General features: G+C 65.3%; 22 protein-coding genes. 9 read left to right on the top strand and 13 right to left on the bottom strand.

Features of this window, described 5'->3' with window-relative positions; all coding sequences use genetic code 11:
• Positions 1–6: 6 nt before the first annotated feature.
• The 3 genes from V9F06_00425 to V9F06_00415 all read right to left on the bottom strand — a co-directional run bounded on the left by V9F06_00425 (position 7) and on the right by V9F06_00415 (position 3,284).
• The gene (locus V9F06_00425; GenBank protein ID MEI2616085.1) at positions 7–1,089 is read right to left on the bottom strand and encodes a membrane dipeptidase; all 1,083 of its coding nucleotides are present in this window, start codon (positions 1,087–1,089) and stop codon (positions 7–9) included.
• On the bottom strand, positions 1,086–2,123 hold the full coding sequence (locus V9F06_00420) for a succinylglutamate desuccinylase/aspartoacylase family protein (GenBank protein MEI2616084.1): 1,038 nt from the start codon (positions 2,121–2,123) through the stop codon (positions 1,086–1,088). Before V9F06_00420 ends, V9F06_00425 begins: the two co-directional genes overlap by 4 nt.
• Positions 2,124–2,210: 87 nt before the next feature.
• Entirely contained in the window at positions 2,211–3,284 is a 1,074-nt protein-coding gene (locus V9F06_00415) for a hypothetical protein (protein MEI2616083.1), read from the bottom strand.
• Positions 3,285–3,384: 100 nt separating this feature from the next.
• Between V9F06_00415 and V9F06_00410 the strand changes: the two genes are divergently transcribed.
• Positions 3,385–4,578: an aminotransferase class I/II-fold pyridoxal phosphate-dependent enzyme gene (locus V9F06_00410; protein MEI2616082.1), complete on the top strand. Its 1,194-nt coding sequence runs from the start codon at positions 3,385–3,387 to the stop codon at positions 4,576–4,578.
• Here the strand turns inward: V9F06_00410 and V9F06_00405 are convergent.
• Genes V9F06_00405 through V9F06_00395 form a run of 3 tightly spaced genes read right to left on the bottom strand, consistent with a single transcriptional unit; the run spans position 4,572 to position 7,795 of the window.
• Positions 4,572–6,143, bottom strand: coding sequence for an undecaprenyl-phosphate glucose phosphotransferase (locus V9F06_00405; GenBank protein MEI2616081.1), 1,572 nt, complete (start codon positions 6,141–6,143; stop codon positions 4,572–4,574). The two genes, V9F06_00410 and V9F06_00405, sit on opposite strands and share 7 nt — an antisense overlap.
• A 4-nt stretch (positions 6,144–6,147) precedes the next feature.
• Positions 6,148–7,122 (bottom strand): glycosyltransferase family 2 protein, encoded by a 975-nt coding sequence (locus tag V9F06_00400; GenBank protein MEI2616080.1) that lies wholly within the window; start codon positions 7,120–7,122, stop codon positions 6,148–6,150.
• Positions 7,082–7,795, bottom strand: coding sequence for a metal-dependent hydrolase (locus V9F06_00395; GenBank protein ID MEI2616079.1), 714 nt, complete (start codon positions 7,793–7,795; stop codon positions 7,082–7,084). The genes V9F06_00400 and V9F06_00395 overlap by 41 nt, the downstream gene beginning before the upstream one ends.
• A gap of 414 nt (positions 7,796–8,209) precedes the next feature.
• Here V9F06_00395 and V9F06_00390 point away from each other — a divergent pair, with 414 nt between their 5' ends.
• From V9F06_00390 to V9F06_00380, 3 genes are all read left to right on the top strand, one after another.
• Entirely contained in the window at positions 8,210–8,638 is a 429-nt protein-coding gene (locus V9F06_00390; protein ID MEI2616078.1) for a helix-turn-helix domain-containing protein, read from the top strand.
• Between the two features lie 172 nt (positions 8,639–8,810).
• Positions 8,811–10,025, top strand: a complete 1,215-nt coding sequence (locus V9F06_00385; GenBank protein MEI2616077.1) for a PLP-dependent aminotransferase family protein — start codon at positions 8,811–8,813, stop codon at positions 10,023–10,025.
• A gap of 2 nt (positions 10,026–10,027) precedes the next feature.
• On the top strand, positions 10,028–10,384 hold the full coding sequence (locus V9F06_00380) for a serine hydrolase domain-containing protein (GenBank protein MEI2616076.1): 357 nt from the start codon (positions 10,028–10,030) through the stop codon (positions 10,382–10,384).
• Here the strand turns inward: V9F06_00380 and V9F06_00375 are convergent.
• The 4 genes from V9F06_00375 to V9F06_00360 form a co-directional block, all read right to left on the bottom strand.
• Positions 10,318–12,834 carry an EAL domain-containing protein gene (locus tag V9F06_00375; GenBank protein ID MEI2616075.1) on the bottom strand — a complete coding sequence of 839 codons (2,517 nt, stop codon included), beginning with the start codon at positions 12,832–12,834 and terminating at the stop codon, positions 10,318–10,320. The genes V9F06_00380 and V9F06_00375 overlap by 67 nt on opposite strands.
• 204 nt (positions 12,835–13,038) lie before the next feature.
• Positions 13,039–14,232, bottom strand: coding sequence for a PLP-dependent aminotransferase family protein (locus V9F06_00370; protein MEI2616074.1), 1,194 nt, complete (start codon positions 14,230–14,232; stop codon positions 13,039–13,041).
• Positions 14,229–14,969, bottom strand: a complete 741-nt coding sequence (gene alaXM, locus V9F06_00365) for an alanyl-tRNA editing protein AlaXM (protein MEI2616073.1) — start codon at positions 14,967–14,969, stop codon at positions 14,229–14,231. The genes V9F06_00370 and alaXM overlap by 4 nt, the downstream gene beginning before the upstream one ends.
• A gap of 97 nt (positions 14,970–15,066) precedes the next feature.
• Positions 15,067–16,362 (bottom strand): ArgE/DapE family deacylase, encoded by a 1,296-nt coding sequence (locus V9F06_00360; protein MEI2616072.1) that lies wholly within the window; start codon positions 16,360–16,362, stop codon positions 15,067–15,069.
• 135 nt (positions 16,363–16,497) lie between these two features.
• On the opposite strand from V9F06_00360, the gene V9F06_00355 reads away from it, so the two are divergent.
• The 3 genes from V9F06_00355 to V9F06_00345 are packed head-to-tail and all read left to right on the top strand — an operon-like array spanning position 16,498 to position 18,543.
• Positions 16,498–17,091 carry a nitroreductase family protein gene (locus tag V9F06_00355; GenBank protein ID MEI2616071.1) on the top strand — a complete coding sequence of 198 codons (594 nt, stop codon included), beginning with the start codon at positions 16,498–16,500 and terminating at the stop codon, positions 17,089–17,091.
• Between the two features lie 17 nt (positions 17,092–17,108).
• Positions 17,109–17,600 (top strand): hypothetical protein, encoded by a 492-nt coding sequence (locus V9F06_00350; protein ID MEI2616070.1) that lies wholly within the window; start codon positions 17,109–17,111, stop codon positions 17,598–17,600.
• Between the two features lie 52 nt (positions 17,601–17,652).
• Positions 17,653–18,543 carry a hypothetical protein gene (locus tag V9F06_00345; protein MEI2616069.1) on the top strand — a complete coding sequence of 297 codons (891 nt, stop codon included), beginning with the start codon at positions 17,653–17,655 and terminating at the stop codon, positions 18,541–18,543.
• 5 nt (positions 18,544–18,548) lie between these two features.
• Here V9F06_00345 and V9F06_00340 read toward each other — a convergent pair whose 3' ends face one another.
• Positions 18,549–19,808: a Gfo/Idh/MocA family oxidoreductase gene (locus V9F06_00340; GenBank protein ID MEI2616068.1), complete on the bottom strand. Its 1,260-nt coding sequence runs from the start codon at positions 19,806–19,808 to the stop codon at positions 18,549–18,551.
• 90 nt (positions 19,809–19,898) lie between these two features.
• On the bottom strand, positions 19,899–20,939 hold the full coding sequence (locus tag V9F06_00335) for a Gfo/Idh/MocA family oxidoreductase (GenBank protein MEI2616067.1): 1,041 nt from the start codon (positions 20,937–20,939) through the stop codon (positions 19,899–19,901).
• Positions 20,940–21,111: 172 nt separating this feature from the next.
• Here V9F06_00335 and V9F06_00330 point away from each other — a divergent pair, with 172 nt between their 5' ends.
• The gene (locus V9F06_00330; protein ID MEI2616066.1) at positions 21,112–21,864 is read left to right on the top strand and encodes a penicillin-binding transpeptidase domain-containing protein; all 753 of its coding nucleotides are present in this window, start codon (positions 21,112–21,114) and stop codon (positions 21,862–21,864) included.
• Here V9F06_00330 and V9F06_00325 read toward each other — a convergent pair.
• The gene (locus V9F06_00325; protein MEI2616065.1) at positions 21,794–22,537 is read right to left on the bottom strand and encodes a hypothetical protein; all 744 of its coding nucleotides are present in this window, start codon (positions 22,535–22,537) and stop codon (positions 21,794–21,796) included. The genes V9F06_00330 and V9F06_00325 overlap by 71 nt on opposite strands.
• Between V9F06_00325 and V9F06_00320 the strand changes: the two genes are divergently transcribed.
• Entirely contained in the window at positions 22,536–22,994 is a 459-nt protein-coding gene (locus V9F06_00320) for an FtsW/RodA/SpoVE family cell cycle protein (protein MEI2616064.1), read from the top strand. The two genes, V9F06_00325 and V9F06_00320, sit on opposite strands and share 2 nt — an antisense overlap.
• Positions 22,995–23,005: the final 11 nt, after the last annotated feature.

The raw sequence follows: 23,005 nt of genomic DNA, 5'->3' as shown, positions 1-23,005 counted from the left end.
CCCCGCTCAACTCGCCTCGAATACCCGCAGCCAGTTCTCCCCCAGCAGCTTGAGGATCGTTGCGTCGTCATAGCCGCGCTCGACGAGCGCCTCGGTGAGAGCAGGGAGCTCGCCGATGTGTTGCAGATCCAGCGGAGCGTCGCGGAACCCGAAGAAATCGGTACCGAGCGCGACGTGGTCGGGGTCTGTCTGGTCGATGATGGCGTCCGCCTCATCGACCAGCGCCGCGATATCGGCCATGCCCCAGAAGACAATGCCGATCAAGCCGCCGGTCTGGGCAATCGCCTGCGCCTTGGTCATCCCGTAGGTCGGATTTACCTCGTCCCATGGGGCGCGGTAGCCGGGTGACGGGGTCAGGACGCTGGTGTGGGAGCAGACGACCGGCCGGCTGGCGCGCTCGATTACGTCCCAGAAGCCGCGGTCAGACAGGTGCGCCACGTCGAGCACGATCCCAAGCTCCTGGCAGCGATCGACTGCGCGCTTGCCCAGGCTGGTCAGCCCGCCTGTCGCGATGTCTTGCTGGGTGCCATCCGCCAGCAGGTTACGGCGGCTATGGGTGAGTGTCGTCATTCGGAGCCCGAGCAGGTGAAAGATATCGAGCAGGTCGACCCGTGATCCGATCGGCTCGGCGCCCTCCATCGTCAGCACCCAGGCGACCTTGCCCTCCCGTTTGGCGCGACGGATCTCGGCGGCGCTCGTTGCCAGGATGCAGCGATCAGCATTCGCTGCAACAACGCGGCGCAGCGCGGCGACCATCTCCAGCGCCGATTCCAGCGCGTGATCGAGCTTGTCGTCCGGCAGATATATCGCCACACATTGTGCCGTGACGCCACCCTGCTCCAGCAACGGTAGCTCGTACTGGCCGGCCGGCGCGATCAGCATCGCGAGCGGATCAAGCTCGTAGGGGACGTCGCGCAGCTCGGCCACGGGACGGTTTGCCGCGATTGTCCGCCAGCGTTCGAGGGCATCGGCGGGAAACGACTCGGTAAGAGTGGTCACTCCGTTCAGGACCGGCAGGAGGATGTCGCTGTGTCCGTCGATGACGATGGCGCGTCGCTGCAATTCGGCGGCGCGCGGGGAGATCTTCACGATGCGGCTCCGTTCGCCTGCCACGATGGTCTCTGATCTGCGACGCCGATGCCCATCAGGAGGCCGTTGATCGGCATGGCGGGGCTGGTGGTCAGGAACAGGACGCGGCCGTCGGCGGGGGCGACGATCTGCTCGAGCTCATCGCCGAATAACGAGTCGATCGTGCCGACGACAGCGCCGACGGTGACCAGGTCGTCCACTGCGACTCGCGCATGGAACATGCCCGCGTGCCGCGAATACAGCCAATCGAAGCGGGAGAGCGCTGTAACGTCGCCGGCCGGGTCGACATCACGGCGGAGTATCCCCAGATGGTTGAGGACACGGATCAAGCCGTCGGTCAGCAGTCGCACCGGTTCTTCGTCGAGCAAACCGACACCGCCGGCCTCGGCGATGAAACCTGGCACTCCGCGCTCGGCCGCGGCGACGAAGCTCATCGAGCCTTTGGCCGGCTGGACCGGCCGGTCGATGACGAGCAGGTAGGGCAGCCCGAATACCTCGGCAAGCTCGCGCGCCTGCGTGTCGGCAGCGTCGTGCCCTCCGCGGCAGATCGAGAATGGCGCCAACGCCTCGACCATGTCGCCGCCGTGCAGGTCGACATACACGTCCGCCCGCGCAATGAGCTCCTCCGTCATGGCGTGGACAAGCTGTTCGGTATAGCTTCCGTCGGGGCTGCCGGGAAACATGCGGTTCGGGTTGAGGCCGTCGACCGGGCAGACGAATGGAGTCCGGCCCCAGAACGCCGGCAGGTTGACGACGGGCATCAGAACGATAACGCCGGATATCTCGCCGGCGTCGATTGAGCGGGCCAGCCGGATGACTGTCTCTATTGCGGGATATTCGCCGCCGTGTACCCCGGCGCTGATGAAGATCACCGGTCCGGGATGCATGCCGGCTATCGAGATTACCGGCCAGCGTTGCTCTTGCAACGCATCGCCTGGAAGCGCAACTTCGTGACGTTGCGTCGTGCCCGGCGTCAGTGGCCCCAGAATCGGGAATCGCTTAAGGTATCCGCCGTCCATCGAGATTGGACTCACTTGCTCTCCTTTACGACCCGCCAAAGCGGGTGTGAAATCGAGCGCTAGTGTGCCGATTACCCGGGCAATGTCAAGACGGACGGTGAGCTACTGATAGATGACGATGAGCGCGGGCGGGTCGAGCGCGACGATCTGCTCGGGGGTGAGGAGCGGGTCGTCCTGCCGATAGAAGAGCTTGATCCCGCCAAATTCGATCAACTCATCGGTGACGAAGTGCGTGTAGTTCCCCAGCTTGGCTTCCTGACCGCCGAAACCGTCCATGTCGAGGACGATATCGACGCCCGGCAGCGGTTTGATCGCGTCCTTGTGAAAGATCATCTCCGACTCGAACTGGTGCAGGATCAGAATCTTCGAGGGCAACTGCTTGTCGGTCGCGATCTGCGACAGCATCTCGACCGCCTTCTGGATATTCCGTCCATCTGCCTCGCCAATGAACTCTCCCGGAATACGGTCCTTTGGCACGGTCTCGTTCGCGGCGGTCGAGAACTCAGGGTCGAGCGCGACGTGGACGTTCGGTAGCTCCAGCCAGTGCCGGATAACCTCGATCTGGTGCGGGATAGTGTCATAGCCGATCTGTAGATCGAGGATCACGATCATGTCGTGGGCCGTGGCGTAGTCGATGTACTCCTGGATCAGCTCGTCGCCGGAATACACGACGTAGGTGCCGTCGTCGCCCGGCCACGGCTGCGCGACGGTCGCGATCAGCTCAAATGCCAGAACGACCGGGTGCGCCGGATCCGCTGCCGCGTAGGCTGCCCCTTGCTCCGCAAGCCTCGCGTGCAGGTCGGGGATCGAATACTCGCCGAGGATCCCCATCTGCGCCGAGTTTGGATGGCCGTAGAACGAGACGATGCGGTGCGATGGGAGAAGACCCTGTCGGTCGCCGGGCGTTGTGGTGGCCGTTGCGGTTGGCGCAATAGCCGTCCCGGTTGCCTCGACGATCTGCGTGGCTGTCGGTGATGGTTCGGCTATCGTGGTCGCCGCCGGCGCCTCGGTAGTCGTCGTGACGGTGGTCGCTCTGGCGGTTGTCGCGCTGGGGGAACCGACCGCCAGTGGCTCGGCTGTGCCAGACGGATCGGGCCCACTACAGGCCGCAAGCCCTGCGATCAGGGCCAGTGGAAGGAGGAACCGGAGCGTTCGGGCAAAGGTACGGACAGTCATGGTCGGCAATCCTACATGATCCTGTCGAGCAACAGAGCGTCGCCTGCTAGACTCAGCCCTGTTTGACGATTGCCGATGCCTACCTGAAAGTGCTGAGACGATGCCCGAACGCGAGCAGACTCGAGTCGTTCACGCTGGCGCCACCGCTGATGCGGCCGGCTCGCTGACCCGGTCGGTGGCGCCGCCGATTGCCCAGTCGACAGCCTGGGTCTACCCCGATATCGCCACCATCGACGCTGTCTATGAGGACGGCGCGCCAGCCTACATCTATGGCCGCTACGGCGTTCCGAACCATCGTGAGCTGGAGCAGGCGGTTGCCGAGCTCGAGGGCGCAGAGGCAGGTGTGGCGACGACGAACGGGTCAAGCGCGATCTTCGCCGTGCTGCTGGCGATGACGCGCGCGGGCAGCCGGGTCGTTGCTGCCGACCGCGTCTATGGCGGCACTCGCGGCATGCTGAATCACGAGATGGCGCGGTTTGGCGTGGAGACGACCTGGGTGGATGTCGCCGATCTGGACGCAGTGCGCGCGGCGTTGGCCGCCGAGCCGCGGCCGGCTCTCCTCTGGGTGGACACGATTGCCAACCCGACGATGCGCGCGAGCGACCTCCCGGCGCTTGCCGGCCTGGCGCGAGATCTGTCCGTCCCGCTGATCGTCGACAACACGTTTGCCACGCCGTTACATTGCAGACCGCTGGAGCACGGCGCGTCGCTTGTCGTCCACTCGGCAACGAAATTCATCGCCGGCCACAATGACGCCTCCGGCGGGATAGTCGTCGGCCCAGTCACATTGGTTGAGCCGGTGCGTGATGCGGCGGTGCGGGTTGGCGGCGTCGGCGCCCCATTCGAGGCATGGCTATGCCTTCGCGGTTTGCGGACCCTCGATGTCCGGATCACCCGGTCGAGCGCAACGACGCTAGCGCTGGCCGAGGCGCTGGAAGCACACCCGGCTGTGCGGCGTGTTCATTACCCGGGGCTGGCGTCCGACCCGACCCACGAGGTTGCCTGCCGTGTGCTGCACGGTGGATTCGGGAGCATGCTCTCGGTCGATCTCGGAACCGCCTCGGCGGCGCGAGCCGCTGTCGATCGCCTGCGGCTGGTGCAGTTCGCCGAGACGCTTGGCGGCGTCATGACGACAGTCGTCCACCACCCGTCGACATCCTATCGGCAGCTGACGGACGCGCAGCTCGCCGCGATTGGTGTTAGCCCGGGGCTGCTGCGATTCTCAATCGGGATCGAGGCTGCCGAGGACATCGTCGCCGACGTTGTCGGAGCGCTTGGGCCGGCCGGTCAGTAGGCGTTCGCGTCGGAGCGGAAGATGTGGAAGATCGTCTTGACGATGATCTTCAGGTCGAACAGGATCGACCAGTTCTCGACATAATATAGATCGTAGCGGGTGCGTTCCTCGATCGAGGTGTCGCCGCGCAGTCCGTTTACCTGTGCCCAGCCGGTGACGCCGGACTTTTCATGGTGGCGGGCCATGTAGGCGGGGATCATCTGGGAGAACTGCTCGACGAAGTAGGGTCGTTCTGGCCGGGGCCCGACCACGCTCATCTCCCCGAGCAGCACGTTGATGAACTGCGGCAGCTCGTCGACCGAGTAGCGCCGCAACACGCGGCCGAAACGAGTCGGTCGTGGGTCGTCGGCCGCTGCCCAGACCGGCCCGGTGTTCTTCTCGGCGTCCACCGGCATCGACCGAAACTTGAGGAGCTGAAAGGCCCGACCATCCTGGCCGACGCGCTCTTGCGCGAAGAAGACAGGCCCGGGCGAGGTCAGCTTGATGATGAACGCAATCAGCAACATCACTGGCGCGAACAGAAGCAGCGCGATCACGCTGACGACGATGTCCATCGCCCGCTTGACGACGCGGTCGAACCGGCGCAGCCCGATCCGCCGGACGCTGACGGTCGGCAGTCCGTTCAGGTCGCCAATGCTGATCGAGTCGCTGGTGAGCAGGCGGAACGATTCAGGGTAGACACGAACCGAGACGGGCAGGTCGGTGACGGCGTAGACCATCTCAAGGATTTGTTCGTGGGGGACGCCGGCCAGGGCGATGATGATCTCGTCCGCCGTTTGCTCCTCGGCGATCCGCGCCAGGTTGTCCGTCATTCCGAGGACCGGAAGCCCGTCGATCTCAGGCTCTGTGTCGCCGAACAAGGGGTCGTGCTGGACGAAGCCGACCGCCTGGTAGCCGAGCTGTGGCGATCGTCGGATCTTGTCGAGCACCAGCCGGCCGGTCTGGCCGACGCCTACGATCAGTAGCCGGTCGGAGGCGACGCCGCGCGCCCTCAGCGCTCCGACGATGCCGGTGTGGATGAAGCGGCCGGCCGTGACGGTCACGATCGCGAAGACCCAACCGGAGACAACGAGCGGCCGCGAGTAGACGAAATCGCGACCGACAGCCAGTGAGGTGATAGCGATAGCCAGCAACAGGCTGAGCGAGATCTGGATGACAATTCGATACGCCTGGTCCATCCGTGAGACGGAGCGCTGGCGTCGGTAATGGCCGCTCATGATGAAGACACCCAGGACAATGGTGGCTGCGACCGTGATCAACAGCACGGACATCTCATGAGCCGGCTGGCTCGCCCCGCTCGCGGGCCGGGCCATGTCGCGGAATTGATACGCGAAGAACAGGGCAAGAACGAGCGCGGTCGTGTCGGTCAGAAAGAGGGTAAGCCCGAAGATGACGGCGAACAGATCGTGACGGGCAGCGTCCCGATGCCGGGGGGCCTCGGTTGCGCCGAGTCGCGAGTCGGTTGGGCGCGGCGCGACGGGCGCCGCTGGCGCGCCGAGTTTCGCCATGCCGGTTCTGCTCCGTCCCTCGTCGATTGCCGCGCGATAGCCGGGGCCGATCGCCATGAGCTCAGGCGACGCGTTTGGCGTGCGCGGGGCGCAGGGCATTCGAGGCCATCGCAATTGCGCCGCGAGCAATGATGCCCGCCAGCACAACCCAGTTTAGCAGTCGACTGCTGCGCGGGGCATAGTGCTTGCGGTGAAAAAGCCACATTGATCGGTAGAACTCGTAGAGCATCCGGTATGACTGCCTGCGCGACGTTGCTCCCTTCAGATGCAGCGCCGTCGCGACCGGGTAGTAGAACACCCTCCAGCCGTCCGATTTCATCCGGAACGCCCAGTCGAGATCTTCACCATACATGAAGAATGTGTCGTCGAGCAGGCCGGCCCGATCGATCGCGCTGAGCCGGACGAGCATGAATGCGCCGACGACGGAATCGACCTCGGTGGTTTCCATCTCGTCGAGATGTGTCAGGTTATAACCGGTGAAGCGCGGATTATTTGGGAACCGTCTGGCCAGTCCCGTCAGCTTCCAGAACGCGCGCGCCGGCGTCGGAAAGCCGCGCCGGCAGGCCAGATCAAGCGAGCCGTCCGGCAGGAGTAGCCGCGGGCCGACGATGCCGGCATCCGGGTGGGAGTCCATGAACGCGAGGCACGAGGGGAGTGTCTCTGGCTCGACCTCGACATCGCTATTCAGCAGGAGAACGAACGAATCAGCGCGAGAGGCATCGTCGGGGATGGACGCCAGAATGTCGCGGAGGGCAAGGTTATTTCCCCCGGCGAAGCCGAGATTGATCGGCGAGGCGATCATGATCGCGCCCGGGCAGGTCGCGTCGAGCCGGGCGACGCTATTGTCGCCGGAACCATTGTCGACGACATAGACGACAAGGCTGCGGTCAGCCGGCGCGCCGTCCCGAAGGTGGGCAACAGCGGCTGCCGTCAGATCCGGCGTGCGGTAGTTGACGATGATGGCGTAGACCGTGCCGCGCCTCGCGGCTGCCGCGTCAGGCCGCCGAGGGGTGGCGACGGATGGCTCGGATGGCACGGGAACCTACCACCAGTGCTTCGGGCGCTAGCACCGCCGGGTTGGAACGGCGTGGCCGGCTGGGGTCGAGCAGTCGACGCGCGTACCAGCGGCCGAAGATGCCCAGCGAGAGCATCATCGTCGCCACCGGTGGGCGTGGCATCTCGATCACACGGCGGGGGAAGAAAAGCGGCGCCCCGCCAGTTGCCAGGTCGCGTAGCAAATGCGAGCCAAGTCCGAGAGTCAGCGCGAGGCCACTCTGCGTGCCGGGCCACAGACGCTCGGCGGCATACGAGACGATGCTGACTGTCAGGAGGCTGTGCGAGGCCGGCCGTTCCGGCATCGTCATGCAGGGAATCAGCCGCACCGACCGCGCCGCAACCAGGTGATCGAGATCGATCGTAACGGCGCTGAGTGCCGCAAGCGCGGCGAGCCGGGCTTTGTGCTCGACAAATGGCATCGCCGGGATGGACACGGCCAGCGCCGTTGCTATATGCGCCGCGCCATCAGACAGCGCCTCGTAGCGCTTCATCTTGCGGCGCTTGAATGACTCACAAAGCTGGTCGAAGCCAATGGCAAGCAGGCCGAAGCCAACCGACGCAGCGATGCCAGCCGGAATCGCGCCGGTATTCCGGCGCGCAGGCGCTGACTTCGGGGCGGAAAGGAGTCGCAGGTGTGTGCCGGGTTTCATCATGTTCAAAGTGTACTCTCTCTTTCGATCGTCGATCAGCTGCTGCGCAGCCCGCGTGCCGCGTCGTCCGTCACGTATCGCTTTCTGCATGTCGACGCTTACTGCATGAGTTCTCTCTACGGACACCGCGCGATGCCATCCACGAAAAGAACGACCAACCGGGAGAATGACGTTATGATGAAATCGTCACACTCCGACCGGGATCTTGTGCGTGTTGGGGCTTCCAAACTTTGTCCCCACGGGGTATAACAAGAGTGTCTTCGGACCGTTAGCCGGGATATGGCGAGGCAACGGCGCAACGTCTGGATGTCCCGGCAGACTCGATGAGGACGCCCCGGCCGCTGCACGGGGGCTACGGCGCGATGATTGCGCCGCGCAACAGGATGTGTCGTCTGTTGGTGGGAAAGAGGAACGAACATGGCGCAACGACCAGGAGTCCAGCGTCAGAGGATCGGTCCCGCGATCCGACGAATGCGCCGGATGAAGGGGCTGACGCTCGATGGGCTGGCATCACAGGCAGGGATTTCGGCATCGCATCTGAGCCGGCTCGAGCGAGGGCAAACGTTGCCGAGCTTCCAGGTACTTTCTGACATCGCCCACGTTCTGGGCGCGGATGTCGATGACTTTGTTCGCCTCGAAGCCGAGGTGACGACGCTCGACGCCGAGTTCCAGGACATGCTTGACGCGCGTGGCTTCCCCGAAGATCTGCAGATCGAGCTACTTTCGACTTCGATCGAGCTGCGCCAGGCACTCTTCGCGCTGTTTCGCGATCTCGGGGCAACGACTCGCCGCCGGTCACGGATAACGGGCCGATCGGCTGCCGCTGCGACGAACAGCACTACCTGATCGATCGGTTCAAACGATCGTCGGGGGTCAACGGCCCGTGGGACCAGCGTGGGTTCCGCGGGCCGTTTCTGTCTGTCATCCTCGGATATACTCGCTGAATAGGCTCTGGATTATCGAAGTTGCGGCGCTCGCTCATGTTGACGCCGATCACCTGAGGAAGGATGCTGTCTGGGTGGATGAACGCTGGAATGATCGCTGGTCGCGGCGCGGCAAGATCGCGGCGAAGACGAGCCGGCCGTCGCGAACCTCGCCCAAGGATATGATCTCGTTCTCGTTCGGCAACCCCGACCTCGATTCCCTGCCGCTCGATGAGATGGTTGAGGCCGCCGAATTCCTCGCCGAAAACAACCGCCGGGATTCCCTCGTCTACGCCGATCCGGTCGGGCCAGACGGCCTCGCCGCCGCGCTGGCCGAGAAGCTCCACCGCGACTATGAGCTGAACGTTACCCCCGACCAGATCCTGCTCACGTCCGGCGCGTCGAGCGGGCTGAGCCTGGTCGTCGATATGCTGGTCGATCCGGGCGATATCGTGCTGGCCGACGCTCCGGCCTGGATGGGCGCGACCGGCATGTTCCGGTTGGCGGGCGCCGAGGTGATCGGCGTCGAGGTCGATGACGATGGTGTTGACCCGGCAAAGGTCGAGGCTGCGCTGGACAAGCTGGCTGCCGAAGGCAAGCAGGCAAAGTTCCTCTATACGATCCCGACCTTTCAGAACCCGGCCGGCGTCGAGCTCTCCGTCGAACGCCGCCACAAGCTGGCAAAGATTGCCGACGAGCGTGGGCTGCTGATCCTCGAGGACGACGCCTACATCGACCTGCGCTTCGAAGGCGAGAAGAAGCCGACCATGTTCGGTCTTGCAAATCCCGGCTCGGTGCTGCTGTTTGGCACGTTGTCGAAGACAATTGCCGCCGGCCTGCGGCTTGGCTGGTGCGCCGGCCCCGCAGATATCATCGCCGTCCTCGGGCGTGGCCGGTCCGACACTCTGCGCAACACCTACACTGCCGCGCTGGCCGAATGGTATGTGACGACGGGGCGCCACGCGGAGCACATCGCGAATCTCCAGCAGATCTATAAGGGCAAGTGCGCACACATGCTCGCCGCGCTCGATCGCGAGATGCCGGAGGGCGTCAACTGGACGAAGCCGAATGGTGGCTTCTTCCTCTGGTTGACACTCCCGGAAGGCGTTGATTCCATCGAGATGCAGCCCGCCGCCCGCGAGCATCTGGTGGACTATATCCCCGGGCCGGCGTTCTATTCCGACGGCAGTGGCCGTCGTTCGCTGCGCCTCTCCTTCAGCGCGGTGACGATGGACCAGATCGACGAGGGTATCGCGCGGCTGGCCGGGGTCGTCAAGGCAGCGATGCCGTCTGCCGCGCCCGCAGACTAAGGATGCCGGAACAAGCAGGCGTCGATCGCCTGCTGGCGGCTGCGTCGACGCTCGTCGCCCAGAGCGGCGCGTCCGGCGCGGCCGTCGCTGTCTGGCGCGACGGCCGGCCGATCCTCGAAGCAGGGATCGGAACGGCTGACCTGGCCGGGACGATGCCGCTGGACGCACACGCCCGCTTCCCGGTCTACAGCGTCACCAGGACCCTCATCGCCGCGAGGATCTTGCGGCTCGTCGAGCATGGCGCTGTCGCGCTCTCGGTTGGCGTGTCGCACCCATTGTTCGCCGAGCCTGCCTATGGCCTCGGTCGGCTGATATCGCGGAACCGGGCTGGCTCTCCGAACGCAAAGCCCTGTGCCTGATCGCAGCCGAGCTCGCGGAGCCAGCGCGCCTGCGCCTCAGTCTCGACGCCGACCGCAATTGTCCGAACCCCGAATGGTTGCGCTAGCCCGATGATGGCCCGTACGATCGTGGCGCTGTCCGGATCGTCGGGCAGGCTGCTGATGAACGATCGATCGATCTTGATTGCGTCGATCCCACAGCTGCGCAGGCAGCTGAGCGACGTGTAACCACGGCCGAAGTTGTCGATCGCGATGCGAACACCGAGCTCGGCCAGTTGATGAATACGGTCGCGGATGGCTGTCGCGTGATGCATCAGAGCCTGTTCCGGGATATCGAGAACCAGCCGCGATGGCGCGAGCCCCGTCGTTTCCAGTATCTGGGCCAGTGTGTCGCTCGTGTCGGGGTCCGCGAGCTGGCGGGAAGACAGGTTCACGACAACGGTCGGCGGATTCCCTGCGCCCTGCGTCGGCCATCCGAGGGCGTCGGCGCAGGCTCTCCGGAGCACCCAGCCCGTGACCGCGCCCGCGAGACCGATCTCATCCGCGAATGGGATGAATGCTTCCGGCGGCACCAGCCCGAACCTCGGGTGACGCCATCGCGCGAGTGCCTCGTGCGCGACGATCTCTCCGGTCGTGAGATCGACGATCGGCTGGTAGTCGAGCGTCAGCTCGTCCGTTGCGATTGCCTGACGAAGCGCTCGCTCCCATTCGGGCCGCGCCGCATCCTCGGGGTAGCGCGCCGATTCGAACTGGACGAAGCAGTGCTTGCCGATCGACTTCGCCTGATACATCGCAATGTCGGCCCAGCGCAGCAAGTCGACAGGCCGATCGAGCACTGTCGAACGCACGGCAATCCCGATGCTGGCGCTGAGCTCGATGGCGGTCCGATTCATGATGAATGGATAGCGGAGCGTTTCAAGGATGTTGCGAGCAGCCGTTATTGCGACCGCTTCGGCGTCGGGCGTGCCAATCATCATGGCGAACTCATCTCCGCCCAGACGCGCGACCGCTCCCGCGGTATCAATCAGCGAGGAGAGGCGCTGCCCGACATCGATCAGCACCTGGTCGCCGGCCGCATGACCGTGGCTGTCGTTCACTTCCTTGAAGTCATCAAGATCGATGAACAGCACCGCGAGGGATCGTGTGTGGCTGACATCTTCGGCAATGGCCAACCCGAGGCGGTCCAGAAATCCGCGCCGGTTGAGCAGCCCGGTCAGCACATCGTGGGTCGCCTCGAATTCCAGCTGCTCCCGAACGTGGACACGAGCGGTCACCTCGCGGCCGATCGCGAGCACAGTGTCGACCGTCCCGTCTCCGCTCGTCTCTGGGATCATCTGAATCTCGAAGTCGCGTGTCATATCGGCGCTGATGTAGCGGAAATCGTCGGTCGCCTCGGCGCCGGTGGCGATGACCTGGGCGACGAGCCGCTCGACGGTGTCGCAGAGCGGATCGATGAGATCCATCTCGCGCATCGTCCGTCCGATCCAGCGTGCTGGCGGGATGCCGATCACCGCCTCGGCCGCGGGGTTGATATAGAGGTGCCGGAAATCGCGATCGATCCGGGTGATGATATCTGGCAGATGATCGACCAGCGTCCGATACCGTTCGTTCGCCTCTTGCAGCGCGGCGTCGGTTCGCCGCTGTTCGCTCAGATCCTGCAGCTGAGCCAGCAGATGGGTTGGCTGCCCTTCCGCATCACGCAGGAGCGAAACGGTGATGACTGCCCAGATGGACGACCCGTCCTTGCGCCGCAGCTGGCGCTCGTTCTGAGCCGACCGGATGCGCCCGGCAATCAGATCCTGCTGAATCGTTTGTGAATTCTTGTGATGCTGGGGGACGAGGAGTACACGGGTGTCCATGCCGACGAGCTCGTCAGCGTCATAGCCGAACAGCTCGCAGTATGGGTGATTGACCCGCTGGAGGCGACCATCCAGACCGGAGATCGCCAACGGGATACCGGCGTCCTCGAATGCGGCAAAAAAGCGTGACTCGTTCGACTGGAGAGCGATCTCAAGCGCCTTCTGCTTTGTGATATCGAGCAATATGCCCGACAGGGTGAGGTTGCGGTCATCACGAACCTCGGGAATGACCTCGTCGCGAACCCAGACAACCGCGCCGTCGCGGGCGATGAGGCGATACTCGATTGACTCGCCGGGCTCTTGTGGATTTCGGGCAGCCCAGGCGGCGATGACACGGTCGTGATCGTCGGGATGGATCGCACGTTCCCAGAGTCCGTCATCGATCCACTCAGCAGGCGTGTACCCGACGAGATTGTGAATAGTGCGTGTGACGGAGACAAGCCGGATCGCCGGATCGAGATACTGCCCTTGAGCCTGATAGGCAACTACCGGCAGGTAGGCAAACTCTCCATCGAGTCCCGATTGTTCGGCGTCCGGGGTAGTCGAATACGACCTGTCTGGATTCCAGCGCCGGATGCCTGCCCGCGGACTCCGATCGCGATTGGTCGTCATGTGACCACCCCCGAGGTCGGCGCGGCAACCGCGCGATCACTTGCGCCTTGAGAACATATCTCGAGTATACGCTGAGACATGGAGTGCGCGAAAGCGATCGTGCGCTTTGGCAGCCGCCGAAATCGGGATCGCGAGGCAACGCGACCCGGCGCGGCCGGCCCGTTTCATCGTTTCGTCCGATCACCGCGGCCGTGGCGGGGGTCGCTATGCTCCGAGAAGACGGCGGGTTGCGACCCCGAGTCGTCGAACCCCCTCGGCAATCGTCTCGGAGTCGGGGCTCGGGTACGATAGCCGGAATCCTCGATGTGGGGCGGGCTCGGGGAAAAAGCAGGAGCCCGGCAGAAAGCCGACCCCTTCCTCGACGGCCAGCACCAACAGATCGTCGGAGCTATATCCCTCTGGAAGGCTGACCCAGAGGAAGAACCCACCCTCGGGCTGCGTCCACGTTACGCCATCGGGCATCTCGCGCTCGAGCGCGGCCAGTAGCGCGTCGCGTCGCTCGCGATAGAAGGCGCGAGCCCCGTCGAGGTAGTGGTCGAGCCAGCCGTTCTCGACGGTCCGCACCACCGCGCGCTGGACGAAGCGATCGGACATCATGTCGATCCCCTCCTTCGACCAGAACGCGAGCCGCAACACGGCCTCTGGCGCGATCATCCAGCCCATTCGAAGCGCTGGGGCGAGTGTCTTCGAGAATGTGCCCAGGTAGATCACGTCTGGATCGAGCGACCGCAGTGGTCGAACTGGATCGGGCGTGAAGTAGATATCTCCATACGGATCATCCTCGACGACCGCCACGTTGGCTGCGCGGGTCATTGCCAGGATTGCTCGCCGCCGGCCGTCGGGAATCGTTGTGCCAGTCGGGTTCTGGAACGTCGGGATGGTGTAGAGGATCTTCGGCCGCGGTTCTTCGTAGAGCAGCGGCTCGAGCGCCTCGGGGATTAGCCCATGCTCGTCGGCCGGCGCGACCCGATAGCCGATCTCGTACGCATCGAAGGCCTGCATTGCGCCGAAGTAGCTGGGTCCCTCGACGATGACGATGTCCCCGGGATCGAGCAGCGCGCGCCCGACAAGATCGAGGCCTTGCTGCGATCCGTTGGTAACGAGGATCTGGTCCGTGGCTACCGAGACGCCGCGGCCGGCCATCCGGCGGGCGATCTCCTGGCGCAGCGGTGGGTAGCCGCCTCCATCGCCATAGGAAAGCGCCTCTTCCGGCTCCTCCCAGGCGTCCGCGTGCGCCTGACGAAGACGGGCGATCGGGATTTGCTCGATTGCGGGCGCGCCATTCGACAGATAGATCAACCCCTTGGCTGCCCACATCTGTTCGAGTGCTGGCAGCGTTGCCTTGAGCCAGCCGTGGATTTCAGGCGCCCGCTGCGCAACGAGCCGATCCCAGTTCATCGTTCCCCCACCCCATTCACTTCGTCGATGAGCTCGATCTCGAGCCGCTTGTTGATGCGGCCCTTCGACCGCGTGCCGATCACCCGAATGCCACCAACCTCGCTGGTATTGTGGACGTGGGCGCCGCCATCTGCTTGAAGATCCAGACCCTCGATCTCGACAACTCGCACCTGGGAGATCGACGCCGGAAGAAGGTTGATCTTCGTCCGGATGAGGTCGGGGATCCGGAACGCCTCGTCTCGGGGCAGCGTCCGCCAGGACACGGCGCGCCCGTCATGAATCACGTCGTTGGCGAGGCGCTCGATGCGGCTGACGCGTTCGGCCGAGAGATCCTCCAGCTCGAAGTCCATACGCGCCTTGTCGAGTCCCATGTTACCGCCAGTGACGAGCGCGCCGAACTCGCGGAAGACGACGCCGCAGAGGACGTGGAGGGCGGTGTGGGTGCGCATCAATCGGTAGCGTCGCTCCCAGTCGATCTCGCCATGGACGGTCTCCCCGACGGCCGTCGGCGCGACGCCGGGCTCCAGGGTGTGGATGACATCGCCGTCGCGCTTGATGACGTCGATGACGCGCCACTCCTCGCCGCCAGCTGCGAGCCTGCCGGTATCGTGCGGCTGGCCGCCGCCGGTTGGATAGAACGCCGTCCTGTCGAGCACGATCCCATCGCCGCTGATCGCGGTGACGGTCGCGTCGAACGAACGCAGGTAGGAGTCGTCGAGATGGAGCATCACAGTCATGAGGATATCCAGATCAGGCTAGCGGCAACCGCCGCACGTGCGTCGACCGCCCGTGGGCGGCCGACGGGGAGATTATCGGAAGGGGCCGGCTCGGCTGTCAAGCGCGGGTCACTCCGCACCAGTCAAGGATCGTCGCGCCGATGACCCGCGCCGTCGGAATAAGCGAGTCGAGGTCGAGCCACTCGTCGGCCGCGTGCGCGCCGAAACCACTTGGCCCGTAGCAGAACGCGGGGATGCCGGAGTAGACGTTGAAGTTGCGCATATCTGTCGTTCCGGTCATGTTGATTGGCAAGAGCGCGTCGCCGCGCAGCGCGAGATGATGGCGAGCGAGGGTCTGGACGATCTCCTCCTCGGGCGCGATGATCGAGCCGGGGCTCTGGAAGCCGTACCACTCGATCGTCGGCGGGTGCTGGCTGAGCCAGCCATCGCGCTCGATGGCTCGGTCGATGGCAGCGACCACGCGCGAGCGTGTTTCCTCGACCGTCACGCCGGGAAACATCGACAGGCGGCACTCGATTGCGCATTCGCCGGCCACGCTCGACGGCCAGTCTCCACCGCGGATAACGCCGACGTTCAGGTTGATCGGGTGCTCGATGCCGGCATAATCGGGGTGGCTTTCGGTGTTCATCTCGGCGTCGAGCGCGCGCAGCTCCTCGATGATCGGCATCATCCGATAGATCGCGTTGACACCTTTCCAGGCGACCGCCGCGTGAGCGCTCTCGCCGAGGACGTTGACGCGGAACCAGATGACGCCGACATGCGCGGCGATGTAGCGTCCATCGGTTGGCTCGCTGATGATTGCCGCGTCGGCGCGGTAGCGCGCCGAATCCGCGCCGTCGCGGAAGCAGGCGGCCAGCGCTCCGTTACCGGTGCACTCCTCCTCGATGATGCTCTCGACGATGAGGTCGCCACCGAGCTGAATGTCGATGTCGCGGATCAGGCGGGCAAGAAAGACGTTGAGCGCCGTGCCGCACTTCATGTCGTAGGCGCCACGGCCGTACATCCGTCTGCCCTCGATCGATGCCGCCCACGGGTCGCGGGTCCAGTTCGTGTCCGGCTCGGAGCTGACGACATCGATGTGGCCATTGAGGATCAGCGAGCGGCCGTTGCCAACGCCCGGATAGACGGCGGCGACGTTTGGCCGGCCGGCGAACGGGACGCCGCTGTTCCCGGCCCCCGGCAGCGCCAGAACCGCGTCGTTCAGATCCCAGACATCTGGCTCGACGCCGCTCTCGCGGATATAGTCGGCGATGATCTGCTGTGGCTCCGCCTCGTTGCCGAGCGTGGATTTGCAGCGCACCAGCTGCTGAATCAGCTCGATCAGCTCACCCTCTCGCCGGTCGATCTCGGCGAAGAGCCGCTCCCTGGCCGCCTCGATGTTCGTCACCGTCATCTCCTTCGTTCCTCCTGTGTAATGGTCAATGGTCAGCATACAGTGCTGGGCCTGCCTTGCCTCGCCAGCGGTGAGACTGTATCGTCTGGCGCGGTGTGCTACTGCGCCCGAGCGCCACGATTGGATGTGACAGCGATGGAATTTGCCGATGTCGTCCGGAAGCGGCGGATGGTCCGGCACTTCAGGCCAGACCCGATCGACCCCGAGATAGTCGACGAATTGATGCGGCTCGCTCAGCGCGCGCCGAGCGCGGGCTTCACCCAGGGTCAGTCGTTCATCATCGTGACCGATCCCGATTTGCGCAAAGAAGTTGCTCGCTGCTGCGGCGAGGAAGAGCACTATGAGGACGCGTTCGGGCATCCCTGGGTGTCCGAAGCCCCGCTGCAAGCAATCCCTTGCGTCAGTGAGGCGGCCTACCATCGCCGCTATCAGGAGTCGGACAAGGTTCAGGGTGATGGCAGCGAGATCGAGTGGCCGGTGCCGTTCTGGTTTATCGATATCGGCTGCTCGGTGCAGACACTCCTGCTGGCCGTCGTCGACAATGGGCTGGCGGCCGGGTATGCCGGTATCCCGGATACTCCTCGGCTGAAGGCACTGCTTGGCATCCCGGATGAGGTCACGCCGGTTGGCGTCATCCCGATCGGTTACCCCGACCAGGATGTTCCGTCGCCGTCACTGAAGCGAGGGCGCAGGTCGCTCGACGATTTCGTCCATCGCGAACGCTGGTAGCACGGAAGGCGTGAGGAATGATCGAAGAGGACTGGTTGCCCCGGTCGGCCGCGCCGGAGCCGTCGGGCATTGACCTGCGGGTAGCGCCGGTGACTCCGCTGCCGGCCGACATGGGCGGCAGCGGCGAGGTATTGGTGACGGTCGCCTTCGGCAGCGTCAAGCTGCCGGTCGGAGAAGTGCGCCAGGGTGAGAGCCTGCAGCAGGCTGCTCGCCGCGTCGCGCTGACCATCACCGGAGCGGTTGTCCGGCCGGAGCGGCTCGTCTACATCGTTGAGCAGGCCGGCCGCCAACTCCTCGTCTGTGTCCTCTGCGCCCTGGAGGACGCCTCCGATGTTGAGGACAAGCCTGCCGCGCGCTTCGTGCGTGTCGCATCCGACACCGACATCGAACCGGCGGCATTGCGCGAACTGCTGATCGAGGATGGCCCGAGCGGTTTCGTGCGTCCGTGCGCATGGGTGGTCTCGACGTTCGATGCCGCCGGCCAGCCGGCGGCCGAGGTTCGCTGGTAGTGGGCCGTCTTTCTGCCGAGCGCTGTCGCTCACGTTCCGAAGGGGTTGCCCCATGACGCGTGTCTCTCGCCGCTTCATTCTCCCGTGTCTCGGCGCATTGTCGGTGCTTCTTCTGGTGGCTGCCTGCTCGACGGGTGGTGGGAAGAGCACGGCCACGTCGACGACCTCCGCTGTCGTGGCGTCGCCGACTGCCGGGCACGCTGTTGCCAGCCCCACTGCAAGTGGATCGCCAGCGGTGTCGCCAACCGCGGCAGTCTCACCGACGATCTCCGCCTCTCCATCTTCGCCCGCCGCGACCGCGACCCGTTCGGCAAGCCCGACGGCAACGATCATCGCCGAGGCGCCAATCGGCGAGATTCCGCCGCTCGACCCGGAGAAGATCCCGAACTTCTCGTTAGATCTCGCCATTGTGATGAGCAATGTTGGCGGACCTGGTGATGTGACGGTCGTCTACTCCATCCAGCAGTCGGCGATCGACCACTTCCACCTCAAGACCGATGGTGGCGGAAACAGCATGGAAATCTGGAAGGTTGGCGATAAGTCATTCATCGCCCAGGCTGGCGGTGATCCCGCGCCGTTGCCGGAAGGAACGGACATGGCGCTGTTCTCGCCCACGACGTTCCTGCAGGTCGTTCCACCGATCGTCACAGGGAGTGACGCACAGGATCTGGGCGCCGAGAAGATCGACGGCCGATCCACTCGCCATTACCGGATGCTGGCCGAGACCTTCCTCAAATCGTCCTCGTTCGCCGCCAATGAGACAATCAACAACCCCAAAGGACAGATCGATGTCTGGGTGGACGATGAGCTGCGGACGCCAGTACGCCAGCAGGGAGAGATCACCTGGACAAACGCCGACGGCACTGATGCCCATTACAAGATCGACTTCAAGCTGACGGCGATCGGCAGCACGCCGGAAATTCAGCCGCCGGCCACACCGTAGTGTGGCTATAGCCCATAGTGCGCGTCGATCTCGCGCTGCCAACTGTCGATTGTGCCTGCCAGGACTCCGTCGACCGTGACGGATTCTCCGGCCGCCGCGGATTCGCTGATCGCGAACGCCGTCGCCAGGTCACGCAGCCCCTCGACGCCGCTCGTCTCCGGCTGGCTGCCAGCGCGGATTGCGCGCAGCCAGTCGAGATAGGCCAGGCCGAATGGGTCGGTTACTCCGTGTGGTGTCGCGGCATCGCGTTCGGCGGCCGTCGCCTCGCGATCGAAGAGATCGGCTACTGCCTCACGGCTCCCGTCGTCCCGAATGAGAGTTGCGCCGTGCAGGCAGCCTCGTGAGCCATAGATCGCCATCCCGCCGGGGAGTGCGATCGGCGCGCCGTGGCCGGCCCAGGTAAACGAGATCGTCCCGGCCGCTCCGTTGGCGAACTCGATGAGCGCGAAGAACGCATCGTCCACGTCGGCGGCCGTCTCGGCCACGACGGACGACGGCGCGCCAGTTCGGCGCACACGACGGGGCTCGAACGTGCGCGTCAGCGCCGATACTGTCGCTACCTCGCCGGCCAGGTAGCGTAGCCGGTGGGCAATATGGACGCCGATGTCGAGAGCCGGGCCGGCCCCCGCCTCCAGCTTGTGATGACGCCACGGAGTGTCCGCGACGATGATATCCGGCGACCATTCCCCGGCGCCGATCGACACCGAGGCAACCATCTGGACATCGCCGATTTCGCCGCGCTCGATCGCCCAGCGTGCCTGGCGTAGTGCCGGGTCGTAGCGAACCATCTCCATCACCCCGAGCGTCAGCCCGTTGCGCTCGGCCATCTCGACCATCGCCCGTCCGGCGCGGACCGAGACAGCCAGTGGCTTCTCGACCATGACGTGAACCCCGGCGTCGAGGCACGCGAGGCCGATCTGATGGTGCTGAGGCAGCGACGCGGTAATCGTTACTGCGTCGACAGCGCCGCTCTCCAGCATCGACGCGACATCGGGATACACCTCGGCGTCAATGTCTGACTGGAAATCGCTGATATAGCGGTGAGGAGCGGCCAGCGAGTCGGCGGGGTTTGTCGAGACAGGCGGACGCGGTGGCGGTCCCTCGCCACGCTTGCGAAAACGCTCGGCGTCGGCCGGGTCGCGCGCAACCAGCGCCGTCACCCGGAAATCTTCGATCCCTGCGTCCCGCAGCGCATGCATCCCTCGCAGATGGGCCGGCAAGATCCGCCCGCATCCGATTACCCCGACCCGAACCGGCTCTGCCATACGGCGCTCCTCCGATACGAATTCGCAACGTGTCCGATGAATGGCATGGTACGAGAAACGGGGCGGGCGCAGGAGGCTTGTCCCCGCGCGTCACACCCCGATCGGCAATGGCAGCGAGACGGAACGATCCTCGCGGTCGGCACGGAGGCCGGCTTCGAGGATCTCCTGGGTATCCCGTCCGACGCGGGCGCTGACAAGGCCGTCGATCGGGTGGCCGTCGTGCAGGCGTGTCAGGAAGTAGCTCGTGGCGCTGCCCTCGTCGGCTGACAAGGGCGGGATATCCAGATCCTCGCCCTCCGGCGTGTCGGACGAAACGCGCAGAACTCGCGCTGGCCGGCTGGCGGCGCCTGGCAGAACAACGAGACTGGCTCGCTCGCCCGCGATGACCGGCCCGGGCTGTGGCACCGGCCCGGCGGCCGTCCAGCTCGCTTCCACCACAGCCATCGCCCGTGGATACCGTAGTGTCAGGACTGCATTGTCGTCAACCATGCTGTCGTCGGTCCGAAGACGGCCGATCGTCGCCTGAACGCGGCTGGGAAGGCCGAGGAGCAGCCGGGCCATCGACGCGCCGTATCCGCAGTAGTCGATATACGCTCCGCCGCCATTGCGAGCCGGGTCGTAGAGCCACTCGGCGAATGCGTCCGAGACACCGAACGCGCGCGGGCCGGCGTGGCCGCCGCGGAAGCTGAAACGGGTGATCTCGCCAATCTCGCCGTCGGCTGCCAGCTTCAGCGCATGACGAATCGCCGGGTTCCATGCCGTCGGCCAGTTGACCATGAGCGGCACATGAGCCCGGCCGGCCGCCACCATCATCCGCTCGGCGTTGGCCAGACGGTCAGCCATCGGCTTCTCGACCATCACCGCTGCGCCGTGGGACGCCGCCAACTCGACGAACGCGGCGGAGCCGGCGTTGTCGGTGAACACCAACACCGCTTGTGGCTGCTCGTGTTCCAGCAACGCCGCCGCGTCGTCATAGAGGCGGATGCCTCCATGCACTCCCTCGGCCTGGGCGCGAAGTCCGGCGCGCGGCTCGGCGATCGATAGCCGCACATCGTCGCGACGCGCCAGGTCGGAGAGGTGCGTCCAGACGTGGTCGTGAGTTAGCCCAAGGATGCCGATTGTCCAGCGCACACCAGCTCCGTCTCACGATTGCCGCGCTGTCAGCGCGCAGCCTTCATTCGCGCCCGAATGATTCCACCGGCGATGATCATCGCGGCGATGATGACCATCTGCCCGCCCATGATGACTCGATTCATGTCGATTGCGGGCTTGAAGGCGACTGCGCCGTCGCAACCGGGCGCTGGTGGAGTCGTGCAACGTGTACTTCTACACGCTCGCCGAGGCCGTCACGATGGACCGCATCGCGAGCATGGCCTTCGACTTCGGCCTCGGCCACCGCTCGGGCATCGGGATCAACCAGGAGACCCCGGGGTTCATCCCGACCCGCGCCTGGTACGCGCAGAACTACCCGGGGCAGTTTCGCATCGGGCACACGCTCAACACCGCCATCGGCCAGGGGAACGTGCGCGTCACGGTGCTCCAGCTCGCCATGGCCTACGCCGCCCTCGCCAACGGCGGCACGCTCTTCGTCCCGCAGCTCGTCTCGCGCGTCGAGGGCCCCGACGGGACCATCATCCAGACCTTTCCCCCCACCGTGCGGCGTCAGGTGAGCGTCACCCCGGCGCACCTCACGATGATCACCAACGCGCTCGCCGGGGTGATCTCCGACGCGCACGGCACGGCGCACGCCGCGCAGGTCGCCGAGGTCGACGTCGCCGGCAAGACCGGCACCGCGCAGGTGTCCCGCATCGTGCGCGACCCGACGGACCCGCGGCGCAGCTGGTCGACGCAGCGCGACCACGCGTGGTTCGCGGGCTTCGCCCCGGCGGCCAGCCCCGAGATCGCCGTGGTGCTGCTGGTCGAGCACGGCGGCTCCGGCGGCCACGAGGCGGCGCCGCTCATGACCCAGGTGGTGCGGGAGTACTTCACCCGCATCCGCCCTGGCGCACCCATTCCCAGCGTGGCCACCTGGCGGGCCCACCAGCCCAGGCGCTGAGGCCCCCGAAGAACCCCTTATGGCGCGCACGATACAGCATCGGCTCCGGGACGACTTCGACTGGCCGCTCTTCCTCGTGGTGTGCGTCATCGCGACGCTCGGGGTGGTCAACCTCTACTCCGCCACCAGCGCGCAGACCGGAGCGCGCGCTGAGCTTTACATCCAGCAGATCTACTGGCTCGCCCTCGGCGGCGGCGTGGCGGTGATCGTCGCGGCCATCGACTACAAGGTCTACGAGCGATACGCGTACGGCGCGTACATCGGGTCGATCGCGGCGCTGGTGCTGGTGTTCCTGCTGGGCAAGAGCATCCGAGGGACGCACCGCTGGATCCAGCTCGGGAGCTTCCTCTTCCAGCCCAGCGAGTTCGTGAAGCTGTGCCTGATGCTCGCGGTCGCGCGCTACGTGCACCGCGACCAGCGCAGCGGGCCGTGGTCCCTGCGCGACCTCATCGCCCCGGGCGCCCTCATCGCCCTTCCGCTGGGGCTCATCATGGCCCAGCCCGACCTCGGGACGGCCCTCATCGTGGGCCTCGTGGCGGTGAGCACCCTCTCGCTGGTGCGCATCTCCTTGCGCACCCTCGGGGTCATCGTGGGCGGCGGCCTCGTCGGTGGGACCCTGCTCTGGCTCTACGGCCTGAAGGCAGTACCAGAAGGAGCGGCTGACCTCGTTCATGAGCGAGCAGGTCGACGTGCAGGGCACCGGCTGGCAGGCGCACCAGAGCATGGTGGCCATCGGCAGCGGCCGCTGGTGGGGTCAGGGGTTCATGCAGAGCACCCAGAACCAGCAGCACTTCCTGCCCGACACGCACACCGACTTCCCCTTCCCGGTGTGGGCCCAGGAGCAGGGCTTCTTCGGGGTCGTGATCGTGCTGCTGCTCTACCTCTTCCTCATCCTCTGGGCCCTGCGCATCGCCTCGCTCGCCAAGGACCGCTTCGGCGCCGCCATCGCCGTCGGCGTCTCGGCCCTCTTCTTCTGGCACGTGGTGTTCAACGTCGGGATGGTCACCCGCAGCCTCCCGGTGGTCGGCGTGACCCTGCCCTTCTTCTCCTACGGCGGCTCGAGCGTGCTCGCGATCCTGATCGGGGTGGGGCTGCTGATGAATGTCTCCATGCGCCGCAGGGCCTTGTAGGGGAGGGCTGG

Source organism: Thermomicrobiales bacterium, assembly GCA_037045155.1.
GTDB lineage: Bacteria > Chloroflexota > Chloroflexia > Thermomicrobiales > CFX8 > JAMLIA01.
Note: the sequence above shows the minus strand (reverse complement) of the source record. Positions and strands in the feature narration are given on the sequence as shown.